Origin of the sequence: Geobacillus sp. FSL W8-0026, from assembly GCF_037966255.1 — a bacterium.
Taxonomy (GTDB): domain Bacteria; phylum Bacillota; class Bacilli; order Bacillales; family Anoxybacillaceae; genus Geobacillus; species Geobacillus icigianus.
Window position 1 is genome coordinate 2,064,865 of record NZ_CP150194.1, and the last position, 12,824, is coordinate 2,077,688.

Sequence of the window (12,824 nt, forward strand, 5' to 3'; positions counted from 1 at the left end):
CTCCGTTTATTAGCCGAAATCAACTTCCGTCTATACTTCTTTTACATTCTCCACATGAGAGGCATCTCCCTCTACGATTACGCGAAACCCGTCTTCACTCGCTTCGACGATCGTCACGCTTGTCCCGTACATATACGGCGGCGCCCAAAGCTGGTCAAGCGGCGCGCCTTTAAATGCCGCTATGAGGGTTTTCAGTACGACGCCGTGGGTGACGATCAAGACGGTCTCCCCCTCGTGCCGCCCGACGATGCGCCGCACCGCTTCCAGCGCCCGCTGTTGCACATCGAAAAACCGCTCCCCGCGCTGTGGCGCGTACAGATGCGGTGCGTTCCAAAAATGGTCGAACGCAACCGGATCCATTTGCTGGATTTCATCATGCGTCTTTCCTTCCCAATCGCCAAGATGAATCTCGCACAGCTGCTCGTCTTGATAAATCGGAATAAGCCGCGCGCCGCGAACCAGCTCGGCCGTCTCAAGCGCCCGACCGCTCGTGCTTGTATAAATGGCGGCCAACTCGACCGCTTCGAGCCGTTTTCCAAGCCGCATGGCGTCTTGCCGCCCCTTTTCCGTGAGCGGCGAGTCTTGCCTTCCTTGCATCCGCTTTTCGACATTCCACTTCGTTTCCCCATGTCTTGTCAAATACAAGGTTGTCCTCATGTTTCCTCTCCCTTTCGATGGCTAAAAAGCGGCGGAACGGTTGTATTTCTCAAGCCATTGCTGCAGCTTTTCCGCTTCAAGCGAACGGCTGAAATAAAACCCTTGGGCGTAATCGCAATCCATTTGTGAAAGAAGGACCACCTGCGATTCGGTCTCCACCCCTTCGGCCAACACTTCAATATCCAAGCTTTTCGCCAAGTGGATGATGGTATCAACGATCGTAGCGTCCTTCGAATTTTCGGCAATTCCTTGAATGAAGCTGCGGTCAATTTTGAGCAGCGACACCGGCAAATTGCGAATATACGCGAGCGAGGAAAAGCCGGTGCCAAAATCGTCGATCGCCGCCTGCACGCCAAGCTGCTGCAATTCGGTTAAAATGTGCCTTCCTGTCTCAATGTTTTCCATCAGCCCGCTTTCGGTCACTTCTAAAATCAAGCGGTCGGGCACCAGTTCCGTCTCCCGCAAAATGCGCTTCACATGTTCGACAAGTTCGGGACGGTTGAGCAAAAACGGCGACAAATTCACCGCTAACTTCAGCCCGGGAAATTTCCTTTCCCATTCTTTCACTTGGCGGCACGCCCGTTCTAACACCCAAAGCGTAATTTCAAAAATAAATCCGCTCTCTTCAGCCAACGGAATAAAATCGAGCGGCGGAATCTCACCGAGCGTCGGATGGCGCCAGCGCAACAGCGCCTCAATTCCCATCGCTCGCCCCTGGGTCAACCGCACTTTCGGCTGATAGCACAAATAAAACTGCCCACGCATAATGGCAAACGGCAAATCCTGCTCGATCACGATGCGCCGATGCTCGACCGGGCGATAAAACGCATAACCGTTCCGTCCCCGCTCCTTCACCTCATACAACGCCTGATCGGCGTATTTCATCACCTGCTCGATCCGGTCGCTGTCTTTTGGAAAAAAGGCGATGCCGATCGATAACGTCGATTGAATGAGCTGTTTTTCATAATAAAACGGCTCATGGAACGAGCTGACCAACCGTTCCGCCAAAGCGGTCATTTCCGCTTTCGTTACATTCGGCAGCAGCAACACGAACTCATCTCCACCGATGCGGGCGAAAAAGTCATCATGGCGCAGCTCCCGGCTGACGCGTTTCACCGCTTCGCGCAAAAAATAGTCGCCAGCTTGGTGAGAAAAATGATCGTTGATCCATTTAAATTTATCAAAATCTAAATAACAGAGGGCAAATGGCGTGCCGCTCGCTATCAGCTCACCGATCTGCCGTTCGAAATAGATGCGGTTGGCGATGCCGGTGAGCGAATCAAAGTAAGCAAGTTGGCGCAGCTTTTCTTCATACTGCTTCCGCTCACTGATGTTTTTTACCGTGACGATGACGCAATCGAGCTTTCCGGCCTCATCAATGATCGCCTTCCCGCTAGCTTCCATCCAAATCCATTCGCCATGTTCGTCCCGCTTGCGAAATTCCGCTGTTTGCGTCTCATATGTATCATACAAATTCGCCAATTTTTGCGTGATCACCGGCGCGTCGTCAGGGTGGACAAACGCCAACATATCATCATACGACGCTGGCTGCCAGTTCATTTTTCCCTTCCATGATGGCGGAATGTACGACAGCTGACGGTCACGTGAAAAAATGAAGACATAATCGTTTGAATGTTCGACGATCAGCTGCAAACGCCGCTCCGCCTCAGCGAGCCGCGCCCGCAGCTCCTCCGCTTGGGCTTGACGACGCAACACACACAATATAGCGGCCGCTTGGCCGCGCTCATCAATGATCGGCGACAACCCGGCAACGAAGACGCCGCCGGACAGTTCCACTTGAAAAGCGGCTAGCTGTTCTTTCATCCGCTTGGCTAACCCCCGCCCCGCAGCCATCAGCGCCTTTTCCGCTTCTTCGCTCAGCGCTAACCCAGCAAAGGCAGGGTTTCGATAAATCACGATACCTTGCCCATTCAAGATGGCAACTGCTTCATTGAAGTGATGGAAAAAGGCTGTATACTTGTCCATGCAATGGTTACCTCGCCATTGATCGAAATATACCGGTATCCTCACTTCCATTTTCACGAAAACATCGACAAAAATCAACAAATTTCGCAAAAAACCAGCGCCAAAATAAGAAACCGCCCACCGACGGCTGACCGATCACCCAATTTGCCGCTGGCGGGCGCGAAGCGGGCACGTTTGACAACACGTTCCCCCCGTTGTATGCACGTATAAGCAGCATGTCGTTCGCTGCATGCCGCTCGCCCCTTTAAAAAAGCGGCGGAGCGGGTTGTCTTTTTGGCCAAACAAACGGCCATCAGCTTCATGAACGAGAAAACGAAAATCGTTCCGCAGCCGATCGGCGACGAGCGCAAGCGATTCATCCTCCAGCCAACGTTCATATACCCAATACACGTAAATGGCGACATTTTCCCACAAGACGAGCGGGGAGATGCGCGTCAGACGGCGCAACTGAGCAATGAGCGGCGCGAACAGCTCGGCGAACACGTCGCGAACAGCTTGCTCGCGCCAGCGGCTGCGCTCAATGCCGCACATCTCCGCTTCCACCGGCTCAAGGCGAAAACGCGGCATCCACGTCTCTCCTTCACCGTCCGTATCAAGCCAAATGCGCTCAGGCTCAAGCAAAAGCCGCTTGTTCCATGCCGACATGGCGTATAACGCCATCGGCGCTAAAAAGCTGAGGCGCTTGACCAGCATCGACGCCGCCACAGCGTCATTCGCCGCCCCCATCTCATCACGCACGTGGGCGACATAGCTCGCAAGCTGTTCGGCGTCTTCCAGCAGCCGGGAAAACCGCATCGACGCCGAAGCATCGGGCTGCTTGCTTGAAAAACGATACGTTTCTAACGCTCTCATTTCGTCTTCGCACAGTCTCATCATGATACGCCTTCTTTCTGTAAAATGCATCGCCCTTTTCCGTACGGAATGCAAAGCGGCGTGCCAAAGAGCGGATCGTACGTAATTTGGCAATCCAACTGAAACACATCGTTTATGAGCTGGCGGGAAATGACGTCTTCTGGCTTCCCTTCGGCGTACACTGCCTTGTCGCGAATGGCGACGAGATGATGTGCATAACGGCAGGCCAAATTTACATCATGAAGCACCATCACGATCGTCCGCCGTTCCTTTTCATTCAGCTCAAACAATAAATCTAAAATGTCAATTTGATGGGCCAAATCAAGATAGGTCGTCGGTTCATCAAGCAAGATGATGTCCGTCTCTTGCGCCAGTGTCATGGCAATCCATGCGCGCTGGCGCTGTCCGCCGGAAAGCGAATCAACCGGCCGCTCAGCGAGCTCTGTCAGCCCGGTCGCCGCCAAAGCGCGCGCAACAGCACGCTCATCTTCCTCACTCCATTGTTTGAACCACGTTTGGTATGGGTACCGCCCTTGCTTGACGAGCTGCAGCACGGTCAACCCTTCTGGAGCGACAGGCGACTGCGGCAAAATGGCCAAGCGACGGGCGATTTCCTTAGTTGGCTGTTTGGCGATCTCCTTTCCATCGAGCAAAACGGCGCCGCCTGCCGGCTTTAACAGCCGGGCCAAGGCGCGCAGCAACGTCGACTTGCCGCAGCCGTTCGCCCCAATAAACACGGTCATTTTCCCCTTCGGAATCGTCAAATGTAAGCGGTCGATCACGAGCGCGTCCCCGTAAGATAACGTTAACTCCTTCGCCTGCAGCACGTGCATGCTTTCCCCCTCCTTCATTGATGCTTTCCGACTCTGTACAATAAATAAATGAAATACGGCGCGCCAAGGGCGGCAGTAAACACGCCCGCTGGAATTTCCGTCGGCGCCAACAGCATTCGTCCGGCGAGATCCGCTCCCATGACGAGCACACCGCCGAACAGCGCCGCCGCTGGAAGCAGCGCACCAAACGCTGAACCGACAAGGCGACGCGCCATATGCGGCGCCATCAGCCCAACAAAGCCGATACCGCCGGCGAAGGCGACCGCGCCCCCAGTGAGCGCGGTGCTCAGCAACACCAGCCCGAGCCGTTGCCGTTCAACCGCGCCGCCAAGCCCAATCGCCAGCTCGTCGCCTAATTCTTGCACGTTGACGTGTCGAGTGGCGAGCATAGCAATAAGAAGCAACCCGATGACCGATGGAGCCATGAACGAGACGTGCTGCCAAGAAGCACCATACACGCTGCCCGTAATCCACACGTTCGCCTGGCTCGCCCGGTAAATCGGCCCGACGATCATCAGCAGCGTTGTCAACGCCTGCATCAGCGCAGAAATGCCAATGCCGACAAGCACGAGCCGAAGCGGGGCGAGACCGTTTTTCCACGCCAGCGTATACACGAGCCAAGCGGCGGCTGCAGCGCCGAGAAAAGCCGCGAGCGGCAGCCAGTGGATGCTGACGGTAAGGGAGTTGTTTTCATCGCTAAACAGCGCCAAAAAACCGACGACCGCGGCGGCCGCCCCGTCGCCACCACTAAACGGGCGTTTGAACCGTTGTTGTCGATCAAGGCGGCCATCGCCTCCCGCCAGTTCGTATCGGTATACCCGTACACCACGCTCATCCACATGGCGGTAAGAAGCAAGATCGCCAGCCCAATGAGGCCCTGCGTTTTTTGACGATTCGTTGCGAACATGGTGTGAAATCTCCCTTAGTATAACATCTACCGTTAAGTCTATTTGATAATGACTCTCATCGTCAATATTTTTTACCCTCTTTTTATTATGATTTTCTCATGATTTTTTTATTTTTTCTGACAATGATTATCACTATTATTTATGATAGTGGCATGAATGAAACTCATTATCAATTCCGTGAAATGGAAAAGGGGGATTTGCACCGTGAATATGAAACAAACCCATCTTCTTTTCACCTTCCTCCTTTCTCTCCTTCTTCTCGCCGGCTGCGGTGGGAAACAGGAAGAAACGGCCAAACCGAAGGGCAACAATCAATCGAAAGAAGCAAGCTACACCGTCGAACACGCCATGGACACGACCGAAATCAAAGGTACGCCCAAACGGGTCGTTGTATTGACAAACGAAGGAACAGAAGCCCTGCTGGCGCTAGGTGTGAAACCGGTCGGCGCCGTCCAATCGTGGACGGGCGATCCGTGGTATGACCACATTAAAGACAAAATGGACGGCGTCAAAGAGCTCGGATTGGAATCGGAGCCGAACGTTGAAGCGATCGCCGCTTTAAAGCCGGACTTGATCATCGGCAACAAAATGCGCCATGAAAAAATTTATGAACAGTTGAAACAAATCGCTCCAACCGTATTCTCTGAAACGCTGCGCGGCAACTGGAAAGACAACTTTATGCTCTATGCGAAAGCGGTGAATCAAGAAGAGAAAGGGAAACAAGTCATTGCCGACTACGACAAGCGCATTGAAGACGTAAAAGCGAAACTCGGCGACAAGCTGAAAATGAACGTGTCGGTCGTCCGCTTCATGGCTGGTGACGTCCGCATCTACCATAAAGACTCGTTCTCCGGCGTCATTTTGGACCAGCTCGGCTTCGCCCGTCCGGAATCGCAAAACGTGAACGACTTCGCGGAAACCGGTGTGACGAAAGAACGCATCCCGGCCATGGACGGCGACATCCTGTTCTACTTTACGTATGAAACAGGCGACGGCAAAGCAAGCGAAATCGAAAAAGAATGGATTAACGATCCGCTCTTTCAAAACTTAAACGTCGCGAAACAAGGCAAGGTGTACAAAGTGAGCGACACGATTTGGAACACAGCTGGCGGTGTGCTCGCTGCCCATCTGATGCTGGACGATATCGAGAAATATTTCTTGCAGGAACAATAATCTTACGTAAAGGCTGTGCGAAAGATGGCATACCGAATCTTCTGCACAGCCTTCCTCTTCCCTTTTCCTCCGCATTCCCTACTCTCCGTTCCCGCAAAGCATCCGGGCACAAAACCGATGATCTGGATGAATTGCTTAAACATTTCGATGCTAGGCAAGCGCCCCTGACAGCAACTCCATTGCCGTTTAACGCAAATTGTGATACATTCAAACTATGAAATGAACGAAAGAAAGGGAGAAGACGATTGAACCATCCAGCACGGATCGCAGCATGCCTGTTGTCGCTTAGCGTTCTATTGTCAGGCTGTGCTGATGACAGCAGCCAAAAACAAAGCCATTCGCATATGACGAAAACCGCCACTGGCGATATTCGCGAGACAACGAAATCGGTCGAGCATTTACCAAGCTTTTTAGGCGCGTTCGAAGAGGAAATGGCTGTGTTGTACCAACAGGCTGCGGAACACCGCGAACTGCTTGAAAACATCCCGTGCTATTGCGGCTGCGGACAATCGGCCGGCCATAAAAACAACTATGACTGCTTTGTCTATAAAAATAAAAAAGACGGATCGATTGTCTGGGATGATCATGCAACTAAATGCGGCGTCTGTCTCGACATCGCTGCCGAATCGATCGCTGCTTACAATCAAGGGAAATCGATCAACGACATCCGGCATATGATCGACGAAAAATACAAAGAAGGCTACGCCGAACCGACACCGACAAAACCGCTTTAATCCTAATGAAAAAAGCGCCGAACTGGGCGCTTTTTTCCGTCGTTTTTGTTCCGCTGAGCGCTCTCATCCATATGGCGCTAAGAAGCAAGAGAAACAGTCCAATGAGACCCAGCGCTTTTTGACGGTTCGTTCCGCCTGTTGGCCGAGAAGGCTCGTGAAAAACGGCTGATCCCCTCAATGGAAGAATAAGCGGAAAGCAGGACCGATAAAACAATGTTTTTAGAAATAAAATGGTAAGGATATATGCACAATTCAAGCACCAACCTCCAAGATCAGCTGATGAACCTCTCCCACCTACACTGTGCTTAGAAGGATCGTGAAAAACGGCGGAGTTCCTTCCTCCAATGGGAGAACACGTGAAACGCAGGATCGATACACCAAGGTTTTTCTAGTTGAGAAGTGACATTGCAAAGCTGGATCCAAGATTAAATCACCAGCCTCTTAGAAAGCTGGTGAAACACCGCTGTTACACACCAATCGGCGGCATTTTCACTCAAAAAAGAAAGCTGATTCTGCGAGGTTTCTCTAATTGAGAAATGGGTAAAACTCAGCGGTATTTTGCCCTAAATCACCGACCTTTTAGAGGGGGAGACTTCGCGGTCAATGTGTTAAAACTCGAGTTCCCCTGTCAAAGATACTCCCCCAATGGCCTGTCGGCGCGGGCAACATCAACACCGGCTGAGCGCGGCGTACAAATCATGCAATGTTTCGATGCCGCGTTTACGCAGTTCGTCGAGCAAGATGACCCATAACTTCGCCATCGCTTCCACATCGCCGTCCGCCGTATGACGGCGCGGGCAGCGGATGCCATAACAGGCTAATGCATCGTCAAACGTCGGGCATGAATGGCCGATCAGCGTCATCATCGGCTGCAAGTCAAGAAAGCGCCCGCTCCATTTTTGCCGGTAATGGCGCCAAAGGCCATGGCGTAAAAACGCCAAGTCATGGCCAATGTGATAACCGAGGAGTACACCGGCGGCAATAAACGGCACAAACGCGCGCAGCGCCTCGGCAAGCGGCGGAGCGAACATGACATCCTTCGCCTCAATGCCGGTCAAGGCGGATATAGGTTCTGGAATGGGCTTTTCCGGCTTGACGAGCGTCATGTACGCATCCGTCACGATCCCTCCGACCGTTTTCGCCGCCGCCATGGCCAAAATTTCATCGCCTTGCTCCGGGGAAAAGCCGGTCGTTTCCAGATCGATGATGACAAACGGGATATCGATCAAACGGTCATGCCAATCGATGACGTGCTGTTTTTCCTTTTGCAGCGAGCGAAGCCACGATTCTTGCTGCCATGAATGGTCCTGTCCAAATAAGGCGGATGATGCCTCGCGCGGAACGCCGAGCGACAACATGCGGAGCGCCCGCTGCCAAAACCGGTGCCGCTCATGCATGAATGTTAGCCACCCGCCGGGCGACAAAGCGCTGCAATCGTTTAGCGGTGCGCATCGCTTGTTTCAGCCGCTTTTGTTCCGGCCGCTCAAGCGCCCGCCATAACACGTATTCACGCCCGTCCCCCACCTCAGTGCTGTACTTCAGGCGAATCGAATAGTAAACAGAAAGCGCCTCGCAAACGGCGTCGGAAAACGGCGCCGTCAACACGCCATTCGCTTCAAGCGCCCGCCGCCGCTCGGCTGTGCCCGCCGCCGGGACGTGCGCAAAACACGCCAACCATTTCAAAGCGTTGGTGAGCTGCACGTAACCGCCCTGTTTCATATGAACGGCCCCGCTGTACGGCCCCCATCGCTCCGTTTGCACGTTGCCCAACCAGCCCAGCGGAACCGGAGGAAACTGAACGTGCTCGCCCATGCGCGCCAACAGCAGCGGCCGTTCGGCCACCGCCGCAAACAGCGCCTTTCTTGCCGTCTCAGCCAATTCCGCTTCCCCATAAAGAGGCCGCATATCCATCGCAATCAACAAAAAACGAATGTCGTTCGGCCACCCGCTGTCCAAGTAGGAAACAAGCTGTTGCTCCCAACCGCGGACTGACTGTGCCCACCGCTTGTTCGTCGCCATCACGTAACCGGAACAGTACGGATACCCAGCCTCATGCAGCATATCCACCCCGATCGTCGCCATATGGCGAATGAATTCATAACAAGCCGCTTCCTCGTTCTCAGGACAGTTGAATAAAATGCCGTGATCTTGATCCGTCCAAATCGTCGGCTCACACCGGCCGATGCTTCCCATCACATACCAGCACCACGCTGAGGGACGAACGCCGACCGACCGTTTCATCGTCTCCCGCTCGGCAAGGAAGAACGCGCGGCGAAGGATGGCTTCATGAACAGAAACGATGTCATTGGGGAGCTGACCCATTTGTTCACGTACTGCATAGCGCCGCAGTTCACGCGCCAGTTCATCGTGGCAAAAACGAAGTTCGGCGGCCGACTCGGCTCGGTTTAGCCGCTCGACCACCTTTGCCGCCAATAATTCCATCCTCTTTTCCCCTCCCGATTACTGCTGGGCGAGGGTTTTGGGCTGATACGCCGGATCGAGCTGTTCCGGATAGCCATACGAACCGTGCTCACTAATATCAAGACCGGAAATTTCTTGCTCGGCCGTAACACGCAGCCCGACCGTTTTCTTCATGGCATATAAGATAACAAACGAGACAGCCGCGACATACACTGCCGCACCGAGCACACCGACCGTTTGCACAATCAGCTGATCAAATCCGCCCCCGTAAAACAGCCCAGCCTTCCCGATGCCCGTGATCTCGACTAAACGCGGCGAGGCGAAAAACCCGGTGGAAATCGTGCCGATGATGCCGGCAATCCCGTGGACAGAAAACGCGTAAATCGGATCATCAATCCCTTTGCGCTCAAAATAGATCGATGTCCAGAATGTCAACGCCCCGGCCACCGCGCCGATCACCACCGCCGCCCACGGTTCGACGAACGCGCATGCGGCGGTAATGGCGACTAAAGCGGCGAGCACACCGTTCACCATCGCCGGAATGTCCGCTTTGCCAACCAAAATTTTCGCCGTCAAGATCGCGGCAACCGCCCCTGCCGCAGCAGCCAAATTCGTCGTCAGCGCCACATAGCCGAAAAATCCGTCACCAACGGCCATCGTGCTGCCGGCGTTAAAACCAAACCAGCCGATCCATAAAATCAACCCACCGATGACCGTATATACTTGGTTATGCCCGGGGATCACGTTTGGCGTCCCATCTTTATTGAACTTGCCGATGCGCGGCCCAAGCAAAACCGTCGCCACAAGCGCCGCAATCGCTCCTTGCAGATGGACGACTGTTGAACCGGCAAAATCTTGCATTCCCATTTTTCCAAGCCAGCCGCCGCCCCACACCCAATGGCCGATCACGGGGTAAATGGCGATCGTAAACATCGTCCCGAAGAGAAAATAAACAGACAGTTTCGCCCGCTCGGCAAAGCCGCCCCAAGCGATCGCCAGCGACACGCCGGCAAAGCCGAGTTGGAATAAAAATTTGAGCTCGAGCGGCACATTCGCCCACGATAACGAATCAAACGTTCCTTTTCCTTCTTTTAAAAACCATCCTTCCGTCCCGATGAAGCCATTCCCAGCCCCAAATGTAATCGCAAAGCCGAACGCCCAAAACGCCAATGATGCGAGGGCAAAACTTAAAATTTGTTTGCCGGCCACATGCCCGGAGTTTTTCATGCGCGTGGATCCGGCCTCAAGCAAAGCAAACCCTGCCTGCATGCCGATCACGAGCACCGCCGAGAGCATGACCCAAAGGGCATCGAGCCCGAGCGTCAACGTTTTTTCATCCATCGTGCACATCCCCCTCTGTCATTTTTTATAACTTATATATGTAATAATATATAACATAATTCAACCGATAACAACGATCATTTTTTCTTGAAACCGGTTTCTGATAGAAAAAGTTTGTTAATTTTTTTAACAATAAAAGAATGCCCCTCATCACGAAGGGCATTCCTCACCATGTTACGCCACACGAATCGGCTTGCCAAACGGCACGCGCGGCATATAATCGTCCGGCACAAGCCAAAACACTTCATAGTCGACTTCAAGTTCTTCATAAAAATAGCCGGTTACATCGGTAATGTAAAACAACGTATCGATTTTTTGCCTAGCGGCCCATTCCAGCACTTCGGTGTACGACGATTTCCCGTGCTTGAAATATTTAATCGTCGCCACGCCAACCGGAGAGACATCGCGAATTTTAAAATCCGCTTGGACGAGCAATGTGTCCGGACGCAGTTTTTCAAACAGGTTGACGATGTTTTGAATCAGCACCGGCCGCGCCGGACGGTTCGATGTATCAATCGCCAAGGCAATCGAATGGTCCTTGCGCTCCTTAAGCAACGATAACAATGCTCGCTGCCATCTCACGAGGATCATCCCCCTTATATCGGTGAATCGCCGTGCGCATTACTAGTATAGACCGCCTTGGCGAAACGTACGAACTGTTTTTCTTTCCTGTTTTCCTTCCTTTTCTCAACCAAGCCGGGGCGGGGATGGGCCCGTCGCAGTCAACCTCCGCCGCTTTACTCGGGCCGGGAGAAAGGAGTGTTCGCCTTTTTTCGGTCCGCCGCCTCGATCGTTCCTTCCATGTACACATCGCTGACTTGTTCATGCGTTTCCGCCAACGCAGCGTTAAGAAGTGAAGCGGATGGCTCAGCGGATGGGTCAGCGTGGCGCCCGGCGACGTCGAGCGATCGTCTGTTTTCTGTCATCGTTGCTCCCTCCTTTCCGTTCATCACCTTCATTTTATTTATGTGGAACAAAGGGAAAAAGAAAAGAAGGAAGTTTATGGATGATGCATGCATACATGGCGGCTCGCGCGACAAACTAATGATAAACGTTCACAGAGAGGATGATGACCAATGAAGCAGCCGAAACGAAACGACAGCTTAGAACAACAAAAAAAGCAGCAACCCGACAAAGAACTGGAAAAGCAACCGGGCTACGGCGATAAAAAACTAGAGGGCCCGAACTACCCGGCGGAATAAAGGCGGCAGGGCAAGATGAGACATTTGCTTGCGTTGACGCTCAAATATTTGCTTACCGCGACGGTCATGTTCGCTATTTTGCCGCTGTTTTTGCGCATCTCATCAGCGGAAATATTGTCGTTCAGCCTCTGGCTAACGCTTGCCGCCTATGCGCTCGGCGACTTGTACCTTTTGCCGCGCCTTGGCAACGTTTCGGCGACGATCGCCGATTTTGGCTTCGTCTTCGTTGCCGTCTGGATTGGTGTTGGCGCGTTTTACGACACCGGTGGCGGGGCGGTCGTAAACGCAGCGTTTTTCGCCGCGCTGCTTGCCGCGTTTGGCGAGCTGCTGTTGCACGCCTATGTTCTCCGGTTTGTCGTCGGCCAACACGGAGAGGAAGACGCACCGCTTGCCGGCGGCCCGCGTTGGCAAACGGAAGCGGCGAAAGAGTTTGACGTCCGCGCCGCCCGCCCCGGCGATCAAGAAGGCGCACAGGTGAAACAAAAAGGAGACCGGCAGGAACAAGAACCGCCCCATCCTCCTATTTTGTAAGCAGCGAACAGACGCCAAATAACCAATGCTCATTAGCGATGGCCGAACGGCGACCGGTCTGTTCGTTTCTCCACCAAGCGGAACACTACAACAGCAAAAAACGGGTGTCTTCTCGCTCGCGAGACACCCGTTTTACATATGATGATACTCACCCTAATCGCTTGTTTCCGCACTCAACGGGCCGCC

At 53.3% G+C, this 12,824-nt stretch carries 13 protein-coding genes and 1 pseudogene; 4 read left to right on the top strand and 10 right to left on the bottom strand.

Annotation, left to right across the window (positions count from 1 at the left end; genetic code table 11):
* Window positions 1-30: 30 nt before the first annotated feature.
* The 5 genes and pseudogenes from NST29_RS10395 to NST29_RS10415 all read right to left on the bottom strand — a co-directional run.
* Entirely contained in the window at window positions 31-657 is a 627-nt protein-coding gene (locus NST29_RS10395; protein ID WP_061912048.1) for a histidine phosphatase family protein, read from the bottom strand.
* Between the two features lie 21 nt (window positions 658-678).
* Window positions 679-2,643 (bottom strand): EAL domain-containing protein, encoded by a 1,965-nt coding sequence (locus NST29_RS10400; protein WP_339232135.1) that lies wholly within the window; start codon window positions 2,641-2,643, stop codon window positions 679-681.
* A gap of 135 nt (window positions 2,644-2,778) precedes the next feature.
* Window positions 2,779-3,516 carry an IucA/IucC family C-terminal-domain containing protein gene (locus NST29_RS10405; RefSeq protein WP_033844935.1) on the bottom strand — a complete coding sequence of 246 codons (738 nt, stop codon included), beginning with the start codon at window positions 3,514-3,516 and terminating at the stop codon, window positions 2,779-2,781.
* Entirely contained in the window at window positions 3,516-4,328 is an 813-nt protein-coding gene (locus NST29_RS10410) for an ABC transporter ATP-binding protein (RefSeq protein WP_033844000.1), read from the bottom strand. The genes NST29_RS10405 and NST29_RS10410 overlap by 1 nt, the downstream gene beginning before the upstream one ends.
* A 14-nt stretch (window positions 4,329-4,342) precedes the next feature.
* Window positions 4,343-5,065, bottom strand: a pseudogene (locus tag NST29_RS10415) (iron ABC transporter permease); the annotation flags it as partial.
* Window positions 5,066-5,446: 381 nt separating this feature from the next.
* Between NST29_RS10415 and NST29_RS10420 the strand changes: the two are divergent.
* Both NST29_RS10420 and NST29_RS10425 read left to right on the top strand, forming a co-directional pair.
* Window positions 5,447-6,409, top strand: coding sequence for an iron-siderophore ABC transporter substrate-binding protein (locus NST29_RS10420; RefSeq protein ID WP_033022863.1), 963 nt, complete (start codon window positions 5,447-5,449; stop codon window positions 6,407-6,409).
* Window positions 6,410-6,654: 245 nt separating this feature from the next.
* Window positions 6,655-7,143, top strand: a complete 489-nt coding sequence (locus tag NST29_RS10425) for a PCYCGC motif-containing (lipo)protein (protein WP_033022826.1) — start codon at window positions 6,655-6,657, stop codon at window positions 7,141-7,143.
* A 668-nt stretch (window positions 7,144-7,811) separates the two neighbouring features.
* On the opposite strand, the gene NST29_RS10430 is transcribed toward NST29_RS10425, so the two are convergent.
* The 5 genes from NST29_RS10430 to NST29_RS10450 form a co-directional block, all read right to left on the bottom strand.
* The gene (locus NST29_RS10430; RefSeq protein WP_033022824.1) at window positions 7,812-8,540 is read right to left on the bottom strand and encodes a 3'-5' exonuclease; all 729 of its coding nucleotides are present in this window, start codon (window positions 8,538-8,540) and stop codon (window positions 7,812-7,814) included.
* On the bottom strand, window positions 8,533-9,585 hold the full coding sequence (locus NST29_RS10435; RefSeq protein WP_033022820.1) for a DUF294 nucleotidyltransferase-like domain-containing protein: 1,053 nt from the start codon (window positions 9,583-9,585) through the stop codon (window positions 8,533-8,535). The genes NST29_RS10430 and NST29_RS10435 overlap by 8 nt, the downstream gene beginning before the upstream one ends.
* Before the next feature lie 18 nt (window positions 9,586-9,603).
* A complete protein-coding gene (locus NST29_RS10440) occupies window positions 9,604-10,905 on the bottom strand; it encodes an ammonium transporter (RefSeq protein WP_061912046.1) in 1,302 nt (433 codons plus the stop codon).
* 174 nt (window positions 10,906-11,079) lie between these two features.
* Window positions 11,080-11,487: a VWA-like domain-containing protein gene (locus NST29_RS10445; protein ID WP_033022695.1), complete on the bottom strand. Its 408-nt coding sequence runs from the start codon at window positions 11,485-11,487 to the stop codon at window positions 11,080-11,082.
* A gap of 155 nt (window positions 11,488-11,642) precedes the next feature.
* Window positions 11,643-11,831: a YozQ family protein gene (locus tag NST29_RS10450; protein WP_033022637.1), complete on the bottom strand. Its 189-nt coding sequence runs from the start codon at window positions 11,829-11,831 to the stop codon at window positions 11,643-11,645.
* 150 nt (window positions 11,832-11,981) lie between these two features.
* On the opposite strand from NST29_RS10450, the gene NST29_RS10455 reads away from it, so the two are divergent.
* Both NST29_RS10455 and NST29_RS10460 read left to right on the top strand, forming a co-directional pair.
* The gene (locus NST29_RS10455) at window positions 11,982-12,107 is read left to right on the top strand and encodes a hypothetical protein (RefSeq protein ID WP_268746101.1); all 126 of its coding nucleotides are present in this window, start codon (window positions 11,982-11,984) and stop codon (window positions 12,105-12,107) included.
* A 15-nt stretch (window positions 12,108-12,122) separates the two neighbouring features.
* Window positions 12,123-12,638 (top strand): YndM family protein, encoded by a 516-nt coding sequence (locus tag NST29_RS10460; RefSeq protein WP_033022640.1) that lies wholly within the window; start codon window positions 12,123-12,125, stop codon window positions 12,636-12,638.
* Window positions 12,639-12,824: the final 186 nt, after the last annotated feature.